The organism is Agrobacterium larrymoorei (genome assembly GCF_005145045.1).
GTDB lineage: Bacteria > Pseudomonadota > Alphaproteobacteria > Rhizobiales > Rhizobiaceae > Agrobacterium > Agrobacterium larrymoorei.
In genome coordinates this window covers 325,646-346,825 of record NZ_CP039692.1, presented here as the reverse complement: position 1 = coordinate 346,825, position 21,180 = coordinate 325,646, and the positions used below count along the sequence as shown (strand labels likewise).

19 protein-coding genes are annotated in these 21,180 nt (G+C 56.8%); 14 read left to right on the top strand and 5 right to left on the bottom strand.

The features are described 5' to 3' along the window. Positions 1-15: 15 nt before the first annotated feature. Entirely contained in the window at positions 16-1,188 is a 1,173-nt protein-coding gene (gene pobA / locus CFBP5473_RS15900) for a 4-hydroxybenzoate 3-monooxygenase (RefSeq protein WP_027676128.1), read from the top strand. Here pobA and pcaQ read toward each other — a convergent pair. Continuing rightward, positions 1,185-2,114: a pca operon transcription factor PcaQ gene (gene pcaQ, locus CFBP5473_RS15895; protein ID WP_027676127.1), complete on the bottom strand. Its 930-nt coding sequence runs from the start codon at positions 2,112-2,114 to the stop codon at positions 1,185-1,187. The two genes, pobA and pcaQ, sit on opposite strands and share 4 nt — an antisense overlap. A gap of 95 nt (positions 2,115-2,209) precedes the next feature. On the opposite strand from pcaQ, the gene pcaD reads away from it, so the two are divergent. The 13 genes from pcaD (at position 2,210) to CFBP5473_RS15825 (ending at position 16,635) form a co-directional block, all read left to right on the top strand. Further along, on the top strand, positions 2,210-3,016 hold the full coding sequence (gene pcaD / locus CFBP5473_RS15890; protein ID WP_027676126.1) for a 3-oxoadipate enol-lactonase: 807 nt from the start codon (positions 2,210-2,212) through the stop codon (positions 3,014-3,016). Continuing rightward, positions 3,009-3,428 (top strand): 4-carboxymuconolactone decarboxylase, encoded by a 420-nt coding sequence (pcaC, locus tag CFBP5473_RS15885; RefSeq protein WP_027676125.1) that lies wholly within the window; start codon positions 3,009-3,011, stop codon positions 3,426-3,428. The genes pcaD and pcaC overlap by 8 nt, the downstream gene beginning before the upstream one ends. Continuing rightward, a complete protein-coding gene (gene pcaH, locus CFBP5473_RS15880; RefSeq protein ID WP_027676124.1) occupies positions 3,425-4,165 on the top strand; it encodes a protocatechuate 3,4-dioxygenase subunit beta in 741 nt (246 codons plus the stop codon). The genes pcaC and pcaH overlap by 4 nt, the downstream gene beginning before the upstream one ends. 1 nt (position 4,166) lies before the next feature. Beyond that, positions 4,167-4,787, top strand: a complete 621-nt coding sequence (pcaG, locus tag CFBP5473_RS15875) for a protocatechuate 3,4-dioxygenase subunit alpha (protein ID WP_027676123.1) — start codon at positions 4,167-4,169, stop codon at positions 4,785-4,787. A gap of 8 nt (positions 4,788-4,795) precedes the next feature. Beyond that, positions 4,796-5,848 (top strand): 3-carboxy-cis,cis-muconate cycloisomerase, encoded by a 1,053-nt coding sequence (locus CFBP5473_RS15870; RefSeq protein WP_027676122.1) that lies wholly within the window; start codon positions 4,796-4,798, stop codon positions 5,846-5,848. A 208-nt stretch (positions 5,849-6,056) separates the two neighbouring features. After that, the gene (locus CFBP5473_RS15860) at positions 6,057-6,278 is read left to right on the top strand and encodes a hypothetical protein (protein WP_027676121.1); all 222 of its coding nucleotides are present in this window, start codon (positions 6,057-6,059) and stop codon (positions 6,276-6,278) included. Between the two features lie 45 nt (positions 6,279-6,323). Beyond that, the gene (locus CFBP5473_RS15855) at positions 6,324-6,884 is read left to right on the top strand and encodes a DJ-1/PfpI/YhbO family deglycase/protease (RefSeq protein ID WP_027676120.1); all 561 of its coding nucleotides are present in this window, start codon (positions 6,324-6,326) and stop codon (positions 6,882-6,884) included. A gap of 820 nt (positions 6,885-7,704) precedes the next feature. Beyond that, entirely contained in the window at positions 7,705-8,385 is a 681-nt protein-coding gene (locus CFBP5473_RS15850) for a sugar transferase (protein WP_027676119.1), read from the top strand. Between the two features lie 123 nt (positions 8,386-8,508). Further along, entirely contained in the window at positions 8,509-9,780 is a 1,272-nt protein-coding gene (locus tag CFBP5473_RS15845) for a polysaccharide biosynthesis/export family protein (RefSeq protein WP_051441324.1), read from the top strand. A gap of 7 nt (positions 9,781-9,787) precedes the next feature. After that, the gene (locus tag CFBP5473_RS15840) at positions 9,788-11,059 is read left to right on the top strand and encodes an O-antigen ligase family protein (protein ID WP_027676117.1); all 1,272 of its coding nucleotides are present in this window, start codon (positions 9,788-9,790) and stop codon (positions 11,057-11,059) included. 122 nt (positions 11,060-11,181) lie between these two features. Next, on the top strand, positions 11,182-11,943 hold the full coding sequence (locus tag CFBP5473_RS15835) for an ImuA family protein (protein ID WP_027676116.1): 762 nt from the start codon (positions 11,182-11,184) through the stop codon (positions 11,941-11,943). Continuing rightward, entirely contained in the window at positions 11,858-13,375 is a 1,518-nt protein-coding gene (locus CFBP5473_RS15830; protein WP_027676115.1) for a DUF6504 family protein, read from the top strand. The genes CFBP5473_RS15835 and CFBP5473_RS15830 overlap by 86 nt, the downstream gene beginning before the upstream one ends. Further along, complete coding sequence (locus CFBP5473_RS15825) at positions 13,372-16,635, top strand: error-prone DNA polymerase (RefSeq protein ID WP_027676114.1); 3,264 nt, start codon at positions 13,372-13,374, stop codon at positions 16,633-16,635. The genes CFBP5473_RS15830 and CFBP5473_RS15825 overlap by 4 nt, the downstream gene beginning before the upstream one ends. A 20-nt stretch (positions 16,636-16,655) precedes the next feature. On the opposite strand, the gene CFBP5473_RS15820 is transcribed toward CFBP5473_RS15825, so the two are convergent. The 4 genes from CFBP5473_RS15820 to CFBP5473_RS15805 are packed head-to-tail and all read right to left on the bottom strand — an operon-like array spanning position 16,656 to position 20,956. Continuing rightward, positions 16,656-17,390: a FadR/GntR family transcriptional regulator gene (locus CFBP5473_RS15820; RefSeq protein WP_027676113.1), complete on the bottom strand. Its 735-nt coding sequence runs from the start codon at positions 17,388-17,390 to the stop codon at positions 16,656-16,658. 22 nt (positions 17,391-17,412) lie between these two features. Then, on the bottom strand, positions 17,413-18,393 hold the full coding sequence (gene yjfF, locus CFBP5473_RS15815; protein ID WP_084631705.1) for a galactofuranose ABC transporter, permease protein YjfF: 981 nt from the start codon (positions 18,391-18,393) through the stop codon (positions 17,413-17,415). Then, complete coding sequence (locus CFBP5473_RS15810; protein WP_084631704.1) at positions 18,390-19,433, bottom strand: ABC transporter permease; 1,044 nt, start codon at positions 19,431-19,433, stop codon at positions 18,390-18,392. Before CFBP5473_RS15810 ends, yjfF begins: the two co-directional genes overlap by 4 nt. Further along, positions 19,433-20,956 carry a sugar ABC transporter ATP-binding protein gene (locus CFBP5473_RS15805; RefSeq protein WP_027676110.1) on the bottom strand — a complete coding sequence of 508 codons (1,524 nt, stop codon included), beginning with the start codon at positions 20,954-20,956 and terminating at the stop codon, positions 19,433-19,435. Before CFBP5473_RS15805 ends, CFBP5473_RS15810 begins: the two co-directional genes overlap by 1 nt. Between the last annotated feature and the right edge of the window lie 224 nt (positions 20,957-21,180).

The window sequence follows — 21,180 nt, the reverse complement described above, 5'->3', positions numbered from 1 at the left end:
GTTAGGGAGGACTTCATGCGCACTCAGGTCGTTATCATAGGATCCGGCCCAGCCGGTTTGCTGCTCGGTCAGTTGCTGGCAAAGCAAGGCATCGATACCGTGATCCTTGATCGGGCCAGCAAGGCGCATATTCTCGCTAGGGTGCGTGCTGGCGTGCTTGAGGAAGGCACGGTGCATCTGCTTGAAAAGGCAGGCGTGGCACAGAGGCTGCACCGCGAAGGAATGCCGCATGACGGCTTTTCGCTGGCCTTCGACGGCAGAGATCACCGCATCGATCTGCACGAATTGACCGGCGGAAAACGTGTGATGGTGTATGGGCAAACCGAAGTGACCCATGACCTGATGGATGCAAGGGAGGCAGCAGGTGCGGTTACTCTTTACGATGTCACGCATATCGAGCTTCATGATGTTGAACGTGAAAGGCCATATGTTCTTTATGAGAAAGATGGCGTAACCAGCAGAATAGATTTCGATTTCATCGCAGGCTGCGATGGCTTTCACGGTGTCAGCCGCAAGTCCATCCCCAAGAGCGCTATCAAGGAATTCGAGCGCGTCTATCCGTTCGGCTGGCTTGGTGTCCTTGCGGACGTCCCGCCAGTCTCGCATGAACTGATTTACGCTAACCATCCTCGCGGCTTTGCTCTCTGCTCGATGCGCTCCGAAACGCGAAGCCGGTATTACGTTCAGTGTAATCTGGATGAGAAGGTGGAGAACTGGAGTGATGAGCGGTTCTGGGATGAGTTAAGGAGCCGTCTTCCAGCGCATCATGCAGAAGCGCTGGTAACGGGCCCGTCCTTCGAAAAATCGATTGCGCCTCTTCGCTCATTTGTTGCCGAGCCCATGCGTTTCGGGCGGCTGTTCCTTGCCGGAGACGCAGCCCATATCGTGCCGCCGACAGGCGCGAAGGGTCTCAACCTTGCTGCAAGCGATGTGCATTATCTGAGCTCTGCCCTGATCGAATATTACAATGGTCGATCCGAAGCGGCACTCGACCAATACTCGGTGCTGGCGCTCGCGCGCGTCTGGAAGGCCGTGCGCTTCTCATGGTGGATGACGACGATGATGCATCGTTTTCCCGATACGGGTGATTTTGGCCAGCGCATTCAGGAGGCAGAGCTCGACTACCTCGTGCATTCACGCGCGGCCTCCACGTCACTTGCGGAAAACTATGTCGGTCTGCCCTATTAAACTGGTGCAGCGGAAAGCCGCTGTGCGGTCTCCCGAATGGTCTGCATCAGGAGGAGTAGCGGTAGCGATGGCTGGATATCCGCTCTCATCGTGAGCCCAACCGGGCCGCTGGTGTCGCTCGTATCGAGGGGAAGCGTCGCAAGCGTTCCGTCCTCGATATCCGCTGCCACCACCCCTTCGGAAATGATCCAGATGGCATCACTGCTTCTGACGAAGGCTCTCCCGAAAGCATCGGACACGGTTTCGATACGAACGGGCAGCGGCGGTACGCCGTGGGCAAGGAGATATTGGTCGACCACGGGCCCGATGACCGAATTGCGAGTCGGCGTCAGCACCGGAAACTCATGCAGTCGCTCGAAAGCCGAACCGCCGAAATCGAGCAGTGGATGACCGGCGCGGACCACGAAGCGCACTTTTTCCGAATAGAGATGCTCGAAGGAAAAGCCGGTCATCTTGTCAGGTGCTGCAAGACGCCCAACGACGAGATCGAGATCGCCGATGCGCAGTTGCTCCAAAAGAACAGCATTCTCGCCCGTCACGATCTTGACGGTGCTGTTGGTGTTTTCGCCGAGAAAGGCCGACATCGCATCCGGCATGATACGGACTGAGACCGTGGGCAGAGCGCCGATCCGGATCGGCGTTCCGGTTCTTGCCGGGTCCAGCGACACGGAATCGACTGCCTGCCGCAACGCCATCATCGTTGCGCCCGCGTGCTTCAGGAACACCTCACCATATCGGCTGAGTTTGATGCCGCGACCGTCCCGCTCGAACAGCGTGACGCCGAGCACCTCTTCTAGCTCACGGATGGTCTTCGTAACGGCGGGCTGGCTGACGTTGAGAATCTCGGCAGCGCGAACGACACTTTTCCGGCGTGCGACTTCGAGAAATGTCTGAAAGTGCCGAAACTTGATCCGGGCGTCGATCATCTAAAGCATAATCCATAAGTTATATGATCAGCATATTTTCTTATTTTACTTAACCATTCCGTTTGGGCAATATCATTTGCAGGAGGAATTCCCACATGCAATTTCTGCCAGTAGGCAACTGCACCATTCATTACCGCGCCATCGGTCTCGACAGCGACAAGCCCGTCATTGTCTTCATCAATTCACTGGGTACGGATTTCCGTATCTGGGAGTTTGTGATGCAGGCGCTGGGTGATGACTATGCATATGTGCTTCACGACAAGCGCGGGCATGGGCTGTCGGAGGTCGGAACCACTCATACTATAGAAGCCCATGCCGATGATCTGGCGGCATTGCTGGATCATCTTTCCGTTCGGCACGCCATCATCTGGGGCCTGTCGGTCGGTGGGCTTATTGCGCAGAGCCTTTATGCGAAGCGGCGGGATTTGGTTCGAGCGCTTGTTCTCAGCAACACGGCTCACAAGATCGGCTCAGCCGACATGTGGAACGAGCGGATCGGCAAGATCGAGCGCGAAGGTCTCGCGCCGTTAATTGAGCCCGTCATGGAGCGCTGGTTCACACCGGCCTTCCGCACACCGGATAATCTTCTTTATGCTGGTGCCCGAACCATGTTGGCGCGGCAGGATGCGCGTGGCTATGCGGCAACCTGTGCAGCCATTCGAGATGCGGATTTCACCGGAGCGGCTGGCCGAATCGCCGTGCCGACGCTTTGTGTCGCAGGCGATGGTGATGGATCCACACCGCCCGATCTTGTCCGTGAACTTGCGGCACTCATCCCGAACAGCCAGTTCGCAATCGTGGAAGCCTGTGGCCACATTCCCTGTCTGGAGCAGCCCGAAGCCTATGCGGCAACCGTTCGCTCTTTCCTGAAAACCTTGCCGGAGGGGTCTAGCCTTGGCTGATGAAAACCAGAAGATGGATCGCTTCGAAACCGGCATGAGGACGCGCCGTGAGGTTTTGGGCAATGCCCATGTGGATCGCGCCCAGGCGGCCTCCACGCCATTCGATCAGCCGTTTCAGCGCCTCATCACCGAATCCGCATGGGGCACGGTCTGGTCTGGCTCGCAATGGACCAAGCGGGAGCGTTCCATGGTCACCATCGCGCTGCTGGCCGCACTCGGCCATGATGAAGAGGTGGCCATGCATGTGCGCGCGACGGCCAATACGGGCGCCACGGAGGAAGACATTCGCGAAGCACTGATGCATGTTGCAATTTATGCCGGGGTGCCTGCTGCGAACCACGCATTCAAGATTGCGAAAAGCGCGCTTGCAGAAATGCGCACCGCTCATTCGCCTGAGGAGGAGAAGAAATGACGAACAAGCCGCCCGAAACCGGTCCCTTTTTTGCCAGAGATCGCAGCATTCATCCGCCGGCTTTTGCGCCCGGCTACAAGACGTCGGTTCTGCGTTCACCGCAGCGGGCATTGATTTCGCTGGAAGGAACGAAGAGCGAGATTACCGGCCCGGTCTTCGGGCACGGCATGTTGAACCCGCTCGATAACGATCTCATCCTCAATTATGCGCGGCCCGGCGAAATGCCCATCGGCCCACGCATCCTCGTACACGGGCGGGTGCTGGATGAGCGCGGAAAGGGAGTGGAAGGGGCGCTGGTGGAATTCTGGCAGGCGAATGCCGGTGGTCGGTATCGCCACAAGAAGGAAACCTATCTCGCGGCAGTCGATCCGAATTTCGGCGGGGTGGGGCGCACCATTACGGATGAGAACGGCTATTACTGGTTCAAGACCATCCAGCCGGGCGCCTATCCCTGGCCGAATGGCGTCAATGACTGGCGGCCCGCGCATATTCATTTCTCGGTTTTCGGCCACGGCTTTTCGCAGCGGCTGATTACGCAGATGTATTTCGAGGGCGATCCGATGATCTGGATGTGTCCCATCGTCAAAACCATTCCAGACAAGGGTGCCATCGAGCGTCTCGTCGCTGCTCTCGACATGAACTCGACCATTCCGATGGATATGCGCGCCTACAAATTCGATATCGTTCTGCGCGGTCGTCGCTCCACCCTGTTCGAGAACCGCATGGAGGGGAACTGATATGTCCCAATCGCTCGATTACCTGAAGGAAAGCGCGTCTCAGACCGCTGGTCCTTACGTCCACATCGGCTGCACACCCAATTTCGTCGGTATCCACGGCGTCTTTGCGGAAGATCTCGGTTCCGGCGCACTTTATGAAGAGGGCGTGAAGGGTGAGAAGATCACCATTCGTGGCACGGTTTACGACGGCGGCGGCAACGCGTTGAAGGATGCTCTCGTTGAAATCTGGCAGGCGGATGCGGAGGGGCTTTATAATAGCCCGAGCGAAACGCGAGGTGATGCCGATCCCAAATTCTTCGGCTGGGGCCGTTCGCCGGGAGATATGGATACGGGCGAATTCGTGTTCCACACCATCAAGCCCGGCAAGGTTCCGTTCAAGGCGGGTGTCTTGATGGCGCCACACGTCACCTTCTGGATCGTTGCGCGCGGCATCAATATCGGGCTCCATACCCGCATGTATTTTCCTGAAGAGCAGGATGCCAATGCAACCGATCCCATCCTCGCGCGGGTGGAACACAAGGTTCGGCTGGCAACACTGATCGCGACCAAGGAAGAGGGGAGCAATTATCGTTTCGATATTCACCTGCAAGGTGAGAACGAAACGGTCTTTTTCGATATTTGAGAGCATCCATGAGCATCACCCCTTTTCAGCATCCCTATCTGAGCGGCCTTTTTGGCGATGAAGAGCTGGCCGCCCTTTTTTCAGCCGAAGCGGATATCGAAGCCATGCTGCGCTTTGAAATCGCTCTGGCTGAAGCGGAAGCGGCATTAGGGGTGATTACGGGGGAGGCGGCGGGTGCGATCAGGAGCGGCATTGAAAATGCCGTGCTTGATCATTCCGCGCTTCGGGATGGTGTGGCTAAAGACGGCGTGATTGTGCCGGAACTGGTTCGGCAATTGCGCGCTGCGGTGACGGGAGAGGCTGCGGCGAAAGTTCACTTCGGCGCAACGAGCCAGGATGTCATCGACACCAGCCTCATACTGCGGCTGAAGAGTGCAATGGGGCTTCTCAAATCCCGTACCACGCAGATCATCCAGTTGCTTGAGCAGTTAAAGGCACGAGATGCTGCCAGGTCGATGATGGGCTATACCAGAATGCAAGCCGCGATCCCGATCAAGGCAGGCGAACGTATCGACAGTTGGCTTCTGCCCATCAAGCGGCATCAACAGCGATTGGAGCAGCTGGAACAGCATGGATTCCCACTCCAATTCGGCGGGGCCGCTGGCACCTTGGAAAAACTGGGTGACAAGGGTGCTTCGGTCAGAGCGAAGCTCGCTGAAAAACTAGGTCTCTCCGATACGCCGCAATGGCAAAGCCAGAGGGATTATCTGGCGGAGATTGGCAATCTGGTTTCGATGATTACGGGGACGCTCGGCAAATTCGGTCAGGACATCGCGTTGCTGGCTGAGATTGGCGACGATATCCGCATGTCCGGCGGTGGTGGGTCTTCCGCCATGCCGCACAAGCAAAATCCTGTGGCTGCCGAAACGCTGGTCACGCTTGCCCGCTTCAACGCAACCCAGCTTTCCGCCCTTCACAATTCCATGGTTCATGAGCAGGAGCGCTCAGGTGCGGCATGGATGCTGGAATGGCTGATCTTGCCGCAAATGATCATGGCGACGGGTGTTTCCCTTCTAACCGCGAAACGGCTTATGGGGCAGATTGAAGCGCTTGGGCGCTGATTGTTCCCGTTCATCTCCCCTTAATTTTTCAGGAACCATTGCCATCCGACCTCGTTGGGTTGGCAGGAGACGCGCCGTGTCAAACGGACGCGATGGTGCTGAAGAACATCGGGATTTTTCCGTTTTCTCCCGATGGCCAACGAAGTGGCAGACGAGCTTCTTATCCATCCGGCCGCCTCCGCCTCACACCTGCCAAGGAGGTTTGGACATGGAAAAGACCGAAACGCGGAAGCTTGCGGAAGAATACATGCTCCTCGGCGGTACCCGCCAGGTCATGATCGATGACAACAAGACTTTTGTCCGCCAGTACGACAACGAACCGCAAGAGGCGGAAAGTTTCTGGCAGGAACATATCGCGACGCTGGACAAGGAAAAACGGGAGGACGTCGAGTTCTTTCTGCCTTCCGTAAACTCCGACCAGCAAGCCTGATTACCTCCCATCTTCAATCAATCCCACCCATGAAAGGAGACAGCTATGACGGCTATCAACTCTGCAAAAATCGTTATTCTTGCGACAGACGGTTATGAACGCTCCGAACTTCGTGTTCCTTATGATGAGCTGAAGCGTAAAGGCGCGGACGTAAAGATCGCTTCCATCAAGGATGGAGAGATCAAGAGCTGGGACGAAAAGAACTGGGGCGACTCGATCAAGGTCGATCTTTTGGCCAAGGATGTGCGGATCGAAGATTTCGATGCGCTGGTGCTTCCCGGCGGCCAGATCAACCCGGATGTGCTGAGAACCGATGAAGAGGCAATGCGCGTCGTCAAGGAATTCGTCAAATCCGGCAAGATCGTCGCCGCAATCTGTCATGCTCCATGGCTTCTGGTCGAGGCCGATGCGGTCCGCGGTCGCGAAGTAACGTCCTACGGCTCGATCAAGACCGACGTGAAAAACGCCGGTGGCATCTGGAAGGATGAGAAGGTCGTTTGCGATAAGGGCATCGTTACATCGCGTAACCCGGATGATCTGGAAGCCTTCGTCGCGAAGATTGTTGAGGAAGTAGAAGAAGGTCGCCACGAGCGTCAGGCTGCCTGATCCACTCGACAATTGAACGAACAGAGGCCGGTGCGTCGCATGACGTGCCGGTCTTTTTTTGGCGTTTTCGCCCGGACAGGTGCATGGCTGGAAGCCTTATTACGGGCGAGCGGGTGCTGTTTTGGCGGTTATTTACCAAATGCTAATTCTTAGCCGGATGGAAGTATATCGTGCAGAAGTCTACAAAATTGGGCAAATTCTGCCTGCAGATATTCATCAATGCTTTTTTGTAGAGCGTATACAGGCCTTCGGGGGAGGGTCAGAAGCGTCGGGCTTTGAAGCGGCAGAACGGGAATCAGATCGATTTGCCACATTCTTGCCTTATTTGGGCCACCTTTGAGCCAGTTTCACTGCCCTTTCCCCTCAATTATTGGCTCAAGATTAATTTTTCTCCACAAATTTCATTCCACTTTTTAACTTTTTGTATGTGCGCCGCCACAAATTTGTTGCGGTGCACAAAAAGAATTATCGCTTATTTATAGTGTATATCACGCCCTGTTTGCGTCTCGATCTTATGAATTAAAAGCACACCATAAGAATATGCCAACTATACTTCATCTGCGAATACACTGATATGGCTACCCATGCGAAACGCGCATGGCTATCTGTCGGTTTGTTTCTTTTTTATGCGCCTCCCAATATTGGATCGAAAGCTTTTGTGAGAATTTGGGTTGAGCGATAAAGGCGACGCCCGATAACGCTGCCTCACAAAAAATTCAAAAGCACCAAATTCCGACCACAGACTTGGTATCTCATGATAGCCGGAATGACGCGCCCAACGGGTACCGACCTATCGCAAAACATAAATGGAGTCCTCTCTATGAAGTCCGCGACTCGATCGGCTGTTTCGCCGCTTAGTGGCTCTGAAGAGTTTGATGTGAGCTTTCCGATTGGAGGCATCGCAAAACGCAGTTTCGACGTAACGTCGGCTGTGCTTGCGCTCCTCGTGCTTAGCCCGATTTTTTTGATGATTATGGCCCTCGTCAAATTGTCTGATAAGGGACCGGCCTTTTATGGCCATCGCCGCATTGGCTATAATGGCCGTACATTTCATTGCCTGAAATTCCGTACGATGGTCATGAATGGCGATGAGGTGCTTAAGCAGTATCTGGCTTCCGACCCGGAAGCTGCCGATGAATGGCGTGCAACGCGCAAGCTGAAGAGTGACCCTCGTGTCACGGCTGTCGGCAGTGTGCTTCGCAAGCTCAGCCTTGATGAACTGCCGCAGCTCATTAATATCATTCGTGGTGAAATGAGTGTGGTTGGTCCTCGCCCCGTTGTGGATGAGGAACTGAACTACTATGAAAATGCCGCTCAGTATTACCTGAGCACTCGCCCTGGCCTGACCGGCCTGTGGCAGATCAGCGGTCGTAATGACGTGTCCTACAAGGCCCGCGTCGATTTCGACACGCACTATGTTCAGAACTGGTCGATGATGAAAGACATCTCCATCATCGTGAAGACCGTGCCTGCCGTCTGCATGTCTCGCGGCAGCTATTGAACCAAAACAGGCTTTCAGCGTTTCTACGCGGAATATTTGACGCCGTCCCAAGCGGCGTTTGCGACCGGATCAAGTCCGGTCGCAAACAGGCTGTTTTTCACAGCCATAAAAACGGAGTTTCATATGGTTGGCATCGCCGCCGATTTTTCCCCTAACAATTTGTGGCGCAAAGTTCCTGCCTTGGCTGTTGCCACGGCTCTTGCCCTTACGGCTCCGCTTCAGGCGCTGGCGCAGGACGCGCAGTATCGTCTAGGCACTGCCGACAAGCTGCGCATTCGCGTTGCCGAATGGCAGCCCGCCGATGGCACGATCCGCAACTGGGATGTGATCAACGGTGATTACTCGGTCGGCCCCTCCGGCACCTTGTCGTTGCCCTTCATCGGTCAGCTGGATGTTGCCGGAAAGACGGCGGGCGAAGTGGGAGAGCAGATCGGCGCGCAGCTTCAGAGCAAGTTTGCTCTTCGCAATCTGCCGTCCGCCTCCGTCGAGGTTGCGCAGTTCCGCCCTGTCTTCCTGACGGGCGATGTGCAGACGCCGGGTGAATATCCTTATGCGCCGAACATGACCGTGCTGAAGGCTGTGAGCCTTGCTGGCGGCCTGCGACGTTCGGATGCCGGTCAGCGTTTTGCCAAGGATTTCATCAATGCGCGTGGCGATGCTGCCGTTTATGATGACCAGCGCGGACGTCTGCTGGCCCGCCAGGCCCGCCTTCAGGCGGAAGTGGTCGGTGCTGAGGACATCAAGAAGACGCCCGAAATGGAAAAGGTCGTCAACATCGATGCACTGCTGGAAAGCGAAAGCGCCTTGATGAAGTCTCGCACAGAGCGTTACACGCTTCAGCTCAAAGCACTTAAGGACCTTCGGGACCTTCTGGAGTCGGAAGTCGAGTCCCTGAAGAAGAAATCCGAGACACAGCAGCGCCAGCTGGAAATTGCCAACGAGGACCGTGAAAAGGTCAATCGTCTGAACGAGCAGGGCCTTGCCTTGGCCCAGCGCCGTATCTCTGCTGAAGAGCGTGCGGCAGAGGTGGAATCCACGCTTCTGGATATCGACACCAACGCGCTGCGCGCCAAGCAGGATATCAACAAGGCACAGCAGGACGAGATCAACCTGCGCAATGATTGGGAAGCCCAGCGCTCCAAGGAATTGCAGGATACGCAGGCCGAATTGCAGAAGCTGAATCTTCAGCTTTCCACCAGCCGCGAGCTCATGTCCGAAGCACTGGCCCAGTCTGCAGAAGCGCTTCGCTTCGATCCATCCGGCAAATCCGCCTCGATTTCCTACGTTGTGGTGCGTGAAGACAATGGGCAGTCCAAGGAAGTGAAGGTGGATGAGAACACCGCGCTCTTGCCGGGCGACGTGGTGAAGGTTTCCTCAGAAGTGCTGATGCAGTGAGGCAATCATGCGGATTGCGAAATCGGCACTGATCGATCCTGAAAGAAACGGGCTTTACGGAACGGCGGCAGTTGCGCTGTCGTTCTTCGTCTTCGCTTATTCATCGAAGTTCGGTCAGGTCTCGGTCCTTGCCTATTACGCTGTCTGGTTTCCGCTGGTGCTGGTGGATTACCGCCGGGTGCTGGGCAACTATGTCCGCTATCTCTGGATTTTCGCTTTCGGCATACTCGCCGTGCTATCCAGCTTCTGGTCGGACGCCATGTCCGTTACCATGCGTGCGTCTATCCAGTACATGACGCATATCGTCTGCGCGCTGATTGCCATGCGCGTCATTTCCATAACCACGCTCACACGCGGCGCGCTGCTCGGCATCATCGTCGTTCTGCTCTATTCGCTGTTGTTCGGCACTTATCTTTTCGATGCGCTGGATGGCACGACGAGCTTCGTGGGCGCGTTCTCTTCCAAGAACCAGCTGGGCTTTTATGCCTCTCTCGGCGTGCTGTTTGCCGCCGCATCCGTTCTGGTCTTGCGCCAGCGCGGCATCTGGCTTCCCATTGCGGGCGTGACTGGCCTGATTTCGGCTTACAGCCTGCTTGCCTCCCAATCGGCAACATCCGTCATCACCACGGCTGCCGTCGTGGCCATGGTCGTCGGTTTCCTGCCGCTCTGGCTGCTGGCGCCGGGCAACAGAAAAATGCTGTTCTTTGCCCTCGTCGGTGTCGGAGCCATTTTTATCGTAGCCGCCCTGCAATTTGGTCTGCTGGACGCGATCCTTGGCGTGTTCGGCAAGGATACGACGCTGACTGGCCGTACCTATCTCTGGCAGAACGGCATCGAAGCCGCCAAGCGGGCGCCTATTTTCGGCGTCGGCTATCAGGGCTTCTGGGTGCCGGGCTTCTTCGATGCAGAACGCCTGTGGGACGATTTCTTCATTACGGGCCGCAGCGGTTTCCACTTTCACAACACCTATATCGAGGTGGTGGTGGAGAATGGCTTCGTGGGCCTCTTCCTGCTCGCCATGGTGCTTTACGGCACGCTGCTGGGACATCTGCGCTCAGTGCTGGCGCGCAATCAGGATCCGCAGGCCCTGATATTGTTTGCACTCTGCGCCCTGTTCGTGGTGCGCTCCTTCGTGGAAATCGATATCATCTTCGCGTACCAGATTGGCTCCTTCCTTCTTTTCTACGCCGCCGGAAAGCTGTCTCTTCCCGTTCGCAGGCCCGTCAGGGCAGGGGCTTTTTCGCCCGGCATTTCCTTGCGGCCACTGGCTGAACGTTAAGGCGCATCAATTTTCAGACTCTCCACAGGAGTCTGCCTTTGGCTTGTTGACTCTTTCCTAAAATTGGAACAAAAAGTGAACATAAGATTTTTAGCGTGGAATGCTCTTAAAAGTTTCGTGTCATGCAGAAACGCGCCGAACAGCTTGTCGTGGAGGAATTGCGGGAAAGACTGGAGAGGATCACTCAGGGTCCTGCCAGACAGCAGGAGACTCTGCCTTTCGGTCTTCCGGCCATCGATGACCATCTGCCTGGTGGGGGGCTGAAACTTGGCAGCTTGCATGAGGTAAGCGGTGGGGGAAACGGCGTCGTGGATGGCGCGGCCTCCGCGCTGTTCTGTGCCGGTATCGCGGCGCGGTTAAAGGGAAAGATACTCTGGTGCGTTACCCGGCCAGATCTTTTCATGCCAGCGCTGACGCAGGCCGGGCTTTCGCAAAACAGGCTGATCATCGTTGAATGCCGGGATGAAAAAGGCGTGCTGGATTGCTTCGAGGAAGGGCTTCGCTGCAATGGCTTTGGGGCCGTGGTGGGAGAAGTCTCGAAGCTGCCCATGAATATGTCGCGCCGTCTTCAATTGACAGCGGAGACATCGGGCGTCGCCGCACTTGCGCTTCGCCGCTGGCGTCATCCCTCTGGTGCTGTGGATTTCGGCCAGCCGACTGCCGCCGTTACTCGCTGGCGCATTTCCGTGCGGCCTTCGTCTCCCTTGCCGGTGCGAGGGGTGGGGCGGTCTCGCTGGAACATGGAGCTTTTGCGCGCCCGTGGCGCTGAACCATTTGAACTGGAAGTGGAAGCCTGTGATGCAAAGGGTCGTCTCGCTTTACCTGCCGACATGGCAGACGGATCGATATCGCAGGACACTTGGCGTCCAGGCGCCGTCGGTTGATCGCCCCGTCATCATGATCGCCCGGCAGGGCAGCCGCCGCGTCATCGCGGCACTGGATGTTGCTGCGCTGAAAGCGGGTCTGCGCCTTGGCATGCCTGCCAGCAAGGCGCAGGCGCTTATACCGAACCTCATCGTTGAAGACCTGAAGCCTGCGGAGGATGCAAAGGCCCTGCGCGAACTGGCCTTCTGGTTTCTGCGCATCTACGCCCCCATCGTCGCGCCGGACCCGGATGATGGGTTGGTGCTGGACACGACCGGGGCCGACCATCTGCACGGAAACGAAACGATGATGCTGAAGGGCATGGTCAACCGTCTGCATGGCCTTGGCTTCACTGCCCGTGCCGCCATTGCCGAAAGCTGGGGGGCTGCCCATGCGCTGGCTCGCTTCGGGCGCGGTGCGGTGACGGTGCTGCCGCGGGGAAGTGTCGCCCCCGCTCTTGCTCCTTTGCCGCTTGCCGCTTTGCGGCTGGATGCGCGTCTGGTCGGCGATTTGAAGGTGCTGGGTTTCAAGAGCATTGGGGAACTGGCATCTGCGCCGCGCGCACCTTTGACGCTTCGCTTCGGACCTGAGATCGGCCGCAGGCTGGATCAGGCCCATGGCTCCTTGTCCGAGCCGATAGAGCCTATCCGCGTTGCTGAACTTGTTGAGGTAAAGAGGTTTTTCCCAGAACCCATCGGGGCTGCGGAAACCATTGCGAAATACACGAGGATGCTGGTGGAAAAGCTTTGCCTGGATTTGGAAAAACGTGGTCTTGGCGCGCGCCGCGTCGATCTCGTTCTTCATCGCGTCGATAGCGGTTTGCAGGCCATCCGGGCGGGCACGTCCAAGCCTGCGCGCGACATCAAGCAACTGACGCGGCTTCTCACCGACCGGATCGACACGATCGATCCCGGCTTCGGTATCGAGAAGATGACGCTGACGGCCACCCATGCCGAAACGCTTGTGGCAGGGCAGGCCCGAACCACGCTTCTGGAGGAGGCGAAAGCCGATATCGGCGAGGCTGTCGATGTGATCATCAACCGCGGCCACAAGGTTTATCGTTATGCCGCCGTTCAAAGCGATGTGCCGGAACGTTCGGTGCAGAAAATTCCGGCTGAGGCTGTGCCGGATGATCTTGAATGGCCGGATCACTGGCCGCGTCCGGTGCGGCTTCTCTTCAAGCCGGAGCCGATCCAGACCGTAGCACTCCTTCCAGACCACCCACCCAGAAGCTTCATTTGGCGCGGCATCCGCCACACCGTCAAAAGAGCCGATGGGCCCGAGCGGGTTTTCGGAGAGTGGTGGAAACGCGACCGCGAATTGGCCGCCGTGCGCGATTATTTCCGCGTGGAAAACGAAAATGGCGAACGCTTCTGGATATTCCGCTCCGGTGATGGCGAACACACCGAAACCGGATCGCTCAACTGGTTCATGCACGGATTGTTCGGATGAGCGAAACCGTCCGCTACGCCGAACTTCAGGTTACATCGCATTTCTCCTTTCTGCGTGGGGCAAGCTCTTGCGAGGAACTGTTTGCGCAGGCCAAGGCGCTGGGCATCGAAGCGCTTGGGATTGTGGATCGAAATTGCTTGACGGGAATACCCCGTGCCTTTCAGGCCGCCGAAAAGCATCAGATGCGTCTTGTCGTTGGCTGCCGTCTTGACTTGCAGGACGATATTTCCGTGCTGGTCTACCCCACAGACAGAGCCGCTTATGGCCGCCTATGCAAGTTGCTGACCTTTGGCAAAAAGGATTTGAAGAAGGGGAAATGCGATCTCAAGTGGAGCGATCTGGTTGCATACGGAGAAGGGCTTCTGGTTGTTCTGTTGCCTGATATGCTCGATGACGGACTGTCCATCCGGTTGGGGCGATTGAAGGCGGATTTCGGAGACCGTGCTTATGTGGCAATGAGTCTTCGCCGTCGTCCCAATGATCACTTGCGTCTGCATGAGTTGTCGCAAATGGCGCAACGTTTAGGCGTTCCGACTGTCGTTACCAATGACGTCCTGTTTCATGAGCCTGACCGACGCATGTTGCAAGATGTCGTCACCTGCATCCGCCACAATTGCACCATCGATGATGCCGGGTTCAAGCGGGAGCGCCACGCGGACCGGTATCTTAAGCCACCACAGGAAATGCATCGGCTGTTTTCCGCCTATCCTGAAGCGTTAAGACGAACGCTGGAGATTATGAAACGGTGCAAATTTTCTCTGAAGGAACTAAAATATCAGTATCCTGACGAGCGCCAAGTGCCGGGCCTGAGTGCGCAGGAGGCTTTGGAGAAATACGTCTGGGATGAGGTGCCGGTGCGATATCCCAATGGCCTGCCAGAGAAGGTAAAGAATATCCTTCAACATGAGTTGGCGATTATCGCCAAGAAGGAATACGCGCCATATTTTTTGACCGTCAACAGGATCGTGCGTAAGGCTCGGGAAATGGAAATTCTCTGTCAGGGCAGGGGATCGGCAGCGAATTCCGCCGTCTGTTATGTCCTGGGCATTACCGCCATCGACCCCAATGAAAGCGACCTGCTTTTCGAGCGCTTCGTTTCTGAAGATCGCGACGAGCCGCCTGATATAGACGTGGATTTCGAACATCAGCGCCGCGAAGAAATCATCCAATGGATTTACAAAAATTATGGATATGACAAGGCGGCGCTTTGCTCTGTCATTAGCTGTTATCGTGGCAAGGGCGCCATTCGCGATGTTGGAAAGGTTTTGGGGCTACCGGAAGACCTGACCAAGCTCATGGCCTCGCAAATTTGGTGGTGGACCGAAGGCGTTGGCGAAAAACAGGCAACTGAGCTCAATATCAATCTAAACGATCGCAGAGTGCGCTTGGCTTTCGATCTGGCAAAGCAACTCATCGGCACGCCCCGCCATCACAGCCAGCATCCGGGTGGTTTCGTGCTGACGCATGACCGGCTGGATGAGCTTGTTCCTATTCTGCCAGCCGCCATGGATGAAAGACGGATTATCGAATGGGACAAGGATGACATCGAGACAGTCCAGTTTATGAAAATGGATTGCTTAGCGCTTGGCATGCTGTCCTGCATGCGGCGGGCATTCGATTTGATCGAGGAGCACAAGGGTAAAAGGCTAGACCTGGCCGCGATACCACAGAAGGATTCTCCGACCTACGACATGATCTGCAAGGCCGATACGATTGGCACATTCCAGATCGAAAGCCGGGCGCAGATGTCCATGCTGCCGCGGTTGAGGCCTCGTGAATTATATGACCTCGTCATTCAGGTGGCTATTGTCCGACCCGGTCCTATTCAGGGAAACATGGTGCATCCCTACCTCAAACGGCGTGCGGAAAAAGCGCAAGGCAAGACAATCGAATACGAGCATCCGGCGCTCGAAAAAGTCCTGTATAAGACGCTTGGCGTCCCGCTTTTTCAGGAGCATGCGATGCGCCTGGCCATCGATTGCGCAGGGTTCACACCGAATGAGGCAGATCAGCTAAGACGCGCAATGGCGACATTTAAAAATGTCGGAACGATTGCTGGATTTGAGAAGCAGTTGGTCAGTGGTCTCATTGAAAATGGGTTTCCAGAGGAGTTTGCAAAGCGACTTTTTGAGCAAATTAAAGGCTTCGGCAGCTATGGCTTCCCCGAAAGCCATGCCGCCTCTTTCGCACTGATCGCTTACGCCTCCGCTTGGGTCAAATGCCACCACCCCGATGTGTTTTGTGCGGCGCTGCTCAATTCCCAGCCTATGGGTTTTTATGCGCCTGCGCAGATCGTGCGCGATGCGCGGGATCATGGTGTCGAAGTGCGGCCTGTCTGTGTCAATTCAAGCCGTTGGGATTGCACGCTGGAGGACGTGGTGAGGGAGCGTGGGGCGGTTCGGCTTGGCATGTGTCTCGTCAAAGGCCTGTCGAACGAGAAGGCTGGCGATATCATAGCCTGCCGGGAGGAAAGCCCTTTCGTTTCTATCGATGACCTGTGGCAGCGGGCGGGGGTTCCTGTGGCGGCGCTGGTTTGTCTGGCGGAGGCGGATGCTTTTCTGCCGTCGCTGGGGCTTTCGCGACGACAGGCGCTTTGGGCGATCAAGGCGTTGCGGGATGAGCCATTGCCGCTCTTTGCCGCGGCAGCGCGTGAGCAGCAGCGGACCATCGAGGAGTTGAACGAGCCTGAAGTCATGCTGCGCCCGATGACGGCGGGAGGCGAGGTGGTGCAGGATTACGGTCATACGGGATTGACCCTGCGCCAGCATCCCATGGCCTTCCTGCGCCATGATCTTGCGCAAAAACGCATCGTTACCTGCGAGCAGGCAACCAAAACGAGGGATGGAGGATGGGTTGAAGCGGCTGGCCTCGTACTAGTGCGTCAACGCCCCGGTTCGGCCAAGGGGGTTATCTTCGTGACCATGGAGGACGAAACAGGCATTGCCAATGCCGTTGTGTGGTCGAAGACCTTCGAGAAATATCGGCGCGCATTGCTGGGGGCCAGCATGGTGGGCATCTATGGCAAGATCCAGCGGGAGGGAGAGGTGGTGCATCTGGTAGCGCACCGCATCACCGATCTATCCGATATTCTGAAAAGCGTGGGTGAACGGGAAAAGCCGTTCCCGCTGCCTCATGGACGAGGTGACGAATTTCATCGCGGGGTGCCGGAGGATCATCGAACGCTGAAGAAGCGCAATGCGCTTATTGCGGATGATGGGGCTGAAGAGCACATCACCATCAAGGGCCGTAACTTCCATTGAGCGGTCGGGTAAGATCACGCTTAGGGCTGGCGAACCGCGCCCCGCGTGCGTTCCTTGCCGACTTCGATGACATGGCGCATGGATTTCACCGCCGCATCCTCATCGCGCGCGGCAATGGCGTGGACGATGCGCAGGTGATTGGAGGCGATTTCCGAGATCGTTTCCGGCGCGGAGGCGGGCGAGGAGAGCTTGAAGGAGATGGCGAGCGCCGCTTCGATCAGCCCGCTTGCAGAGCGCATGAAGGGGTTGCCTGAGATGCGCGCAACGGCAAGGTGAAACTCGAGATCGACCTTCGCGATGCTTTCCGGCGTGTGATTGACGTTGTCGAATTTGGCGGCAATCACGTAGAGAGAAACGATATCCTCATGCGATGCCTGACGCGCGGCAGCAGCGGCTGCGGCAGGCTCCAGCGCGAGTCGAATTTCGGCCAGATGCTCGATGAATTCAGGATCGATCCCCGCATCGCAACGCCAGCCCAGCACGTCCGGGTCAAAGAAGTTCCAGCTGGATTTGTCGAGAACGCGGGTTCCCACCTTGGCTTTCGGCTCGACAAGGCGCTTTGCCGCAAGCGTCTTCATCGTCTCGCGCAGAACGGTTCTCGATACGCCGAAACGCAGAGAAAGCTCCGCATCATTGGGAAGCAGCGAGCCTTCCGGTATGCTGCCCGATACGATGGCGCTGCCCAGTTCGGCCACAACATGAGCATGGCTGCTGCGACGTTTCCGTCCGGTAATCGTGTTTTCCAGCAGCCCCAAAAATCGCCTCCCTTACTTCCAGCTAGGCCGGATGAGCTCCGCCAAGCCTCCTGTTTGAATACCAAATGATGGTGCGTTGCAACACGATGAACACGAAGAGCAGTACGCCTATAACGATTTTCGTCCACCATGAGGACAACGTGCCCTCGAAAACGATGTAGGTCTGGATAAGACCCTGAATGAGAATGCCGACGAAGGTGCCCGCAACAAGGCCGGTGCCACCCGTCAACAGGGTGCCGCCGATGACCACCGCTGCAATCGCATCCAGCTCCACACCGACTGTCGCAAGCGAGTAACCGGAAGAGGTGTAGAGCGTGTAAACGATACCGGCGAGGCCCGACAGAAAGCCGGAGAGCGCATAAATGCCAATCGTCGTCGGTCCAATCGGCACGCCCATCAGTTCCGCAGATTGCTGGTTTCCACCAAGCGCATAAACATTGGCGCCAAACCGCGTGCGGGCGGCCACAAGCATCCCGACGCCAAAAACGATCAGCATCAGAATGGCGAGCGCTGTGAGCCGACCGCCGCCTGGAAAGCGAAAATAAAAACCCTGTATAGCATCGATGACCGGGTGGGAGATCGGCACGGATTCCGTCGAAATGAGATAGGCCGCTCCGCGCGCAAGGAACATGCCCGCAAGCGTCACCACGAAAGGCGGAATGGTCAGGAAGTGGATCATCGCGCCCATCAGGCAACCGAAAATCGTCGCGATGAGAAGGGCTGCCGCAAAGGCCAGCAATGGATTGACGCCATAAGAGCCGACCAGAACGGCCGTGAAAACGCTGGTGAAGGCAATGACGGAGCCGATTGAAAGGTCTATTCCGCCTGAAAGAATGACGAATGTCATGCCGACGGCTGCGATGCCCAGAAAGGCATTATCCGTCAGCAGATTGCCGATCACCCGTGTCGAAAACATCGCCGGATACTGCCAGACGCAGAGCGCATAGGCGACGATGAAGATGGCCAGCGTGGTGAGGAAGGGAAGGTTGCGGGTATGGATCATCGCGCCGTTCCCTCTTTCTTGATTGTCTGCGCTGGCGGAATTGCGGCCTGACGTCTGGATGATTTTGCAAACCCGACGAGCGTCATCAGGGCGGGCGACTGAAGGGTCAGCACGACGATGATGATGCCTGCCTTGATGATGAGATTGAATTCCGGCGGGAAGCCAGAAACCAGAATGCCGGTATTGATGGTCTGGATGATAAGTGCGCCGATGAGAGATGCGGTGATCGAGAAACGCCCGCCATTGAGCGATGTGCCGCCGATGACGACCGCCAGAATGGCGTCGAGTTCGAGCCATAACCCGGCATTGTTCGCATCCGCGCCGCGAATATCGGCGGTAACGATCATGCCCGCGACGGCGGCGCAGAGACCGGAAACGGCGTAGACGAAGAAAAGAAGAAAGCGTGCACGCACACCTGCCAGCGCCGCCGCCCGGCGGTTTATGCCGGTGGCTTCGATGAGGAAGCCGAGCGCAGATTTGCGCACGAGCGTACCGATGATGAGCGCAGTCAAAACCCAGATGACGACCGGTAGCGGAATGCCTGCAAAGGAACCTGAGCCGAGTGCGGCAAAGCTGTCATTGTTAAAGGTCAGGATCACGCCTTCGGTGATGAGCTGGGCAATACCGCGCCCGGCAACCATGAGAATAAGCGTGGCGATGATCGGCTGGATATCGAGAAGCGCCACCAGAATGCCGTTCCATATGCCGCAGGCGATACCGACAGCCAGCGAAACGGCAATCACGACAGGGATCGAGTGGCCATTGCTGATAAGGGTTGCCGCAACCGCACCGCAGATCGCGATGACCGCGCCGATTGAGAGATCGATACCTTTAGTGGCGATGACGAGCGTCATGCCGATGGTCAGTAGCGCTACGGGTGCGGCGCGCACCAGAATATCGATAAGGCTGCCGTATAGGCGACCGTTCTGCAGGGAAACGGTGAGGAAGCCGGGCGAAATCGCGGCAATCGCAGCCAGAATGATGAACAGCGCGATGATTTGCGGTGCAAGCCGCTTCAGCCTCAGTGTGACGGTCTTCATCATGCGGCCTCCGTCCGTGCGGAATTGGCAATGGCCTGCATGATGTTTTCGGCGGTCACGTCATTTCCCTTGAGTTCGGCTACATGTTTGCGGTCGGAGAGTACGATGACGCGATGCGCCACGGCTGTCAGCTCTTCCAGTTCCGAGGAGATGACGACCAGTGACATGCCCTGCTGGCAAAGGCGCTCGATCATTTTCAGAATTTCCGCATGGGCGCCGATATCGATACCGCGTGTCGGTTCGTCCAGAATGAGAAGACGCGGTTCCGTGGCAAGCCAGCGCGCAAGAATTGCCTTTTGCTGGTTGCCGCCGGAGAGAAACTTGATGGGGCGCTCCGGGTCTGCCGGGCGAATATCGAGCGACTTTATGAAGTCATTCGCAAGCGCTGCCTTCTGACGCTTGGAAATCGGCCTCATCCAGCCCTGCCGCGCTTGAAGGGCAAGCGCAATATTATCGGTCACGGAGAAATCTCCGATGATGCCATCTGTTTTCCGCTCTTCCGGACAGAAGCCGAAGCCCTGATCGATTGCGGCTTCCGGCGAGAGAATGGAGACTTGCTTGCCGTCAATTGTCGCCGTTCCGCTTTCCGGCTTGTCGATGCCGAAAAGCAGGAAGGCGGTTTCGGTTCGACCGGAGCCGAGTAGGCCCGCGATACCGACGACCTCGCCGGGGCGCACGTCCAGATCGAAAGGTTCGACGCTTCCGCGTTTGCCGTAGCCTTCAAAACGGATCGGCGGCGCGCCATCCACGACAGCGTCTTCCGGCGCCTGTCGATTATGCGTCACGTTCTGCAATTCGCGACCGAGCATCATGGAAATAAGCTCGCTTCTCGGAAGCTCGGAAATGTTGCGTGTTCCCACCAGCTTGCCATTGCGCAGCACCGTTACGCGGTCGGCAATGTCGTAAACCTGATTGAGGAAGTGGGTGATGATGACGATGCCGAGACCTTCCGCGCGCAACTGTTTCAGCACGGCGAAAAGCATCTCGACTTCGTGGGCATCGAGGCTCGCGGTCGGCTCATCGAGAACAAGCACCTTGCCGGAAAGATCGACGGCACGGGCGATTGCAATGATCTGGCGGATCGCCACCGAATAGCTGGAAAGCAGAGCATCCACATCTATGGAGAGGCCGTAACGGCCTAGAAGTTTCTGCGCCTCTGCACGCATGGTACGCTTGTCGATAAGGCCGAAGCGGCGCGGCTGGCGGCCGAGGAAAAGGTTTTCTGCGACAGTCAGGTTCTCGAGAAGATTGACCTCCTGATAGACGGTGCCGATGCCGAGCATCTGCGCTTCGCCCACATTCGCCGGGGAAATTTCATCGCCTTCCAGCCGGATCGTGCCGCGGTCGCGATTATAGACGCCGGTCAAAATCTTGATGAGAGTGGATTTGCCTGCACCGTTTTCACCAAGCAGCGCATGAACTTCGCCCGCGCGAAGCGAAAAATCGACATTGTCGAGGGCCGTGATACCGAGGAAGGACTTGCCAATGGCACGCGCTTCCAGAAGGTTAAGCTGTTCGGACATATTGCAGTTTCCGCATAAAAAAAGCCGGGTCCAAGCAACTCACCCGCCATTTCTGAAGGCGAATACAAGCCCTTCTCCAAACTCGACGTCATCCTCGGGCTTGACCCTAGGATCCACCACCGAGCCATGGATCCTCGGGTCAAGCCCGAGGATGACGAAGGAGAGAATTGTATCCTTGTCGATAGTCGGCGAAACGGCGCGCTGACACGCCGCTTCGCTCTGGT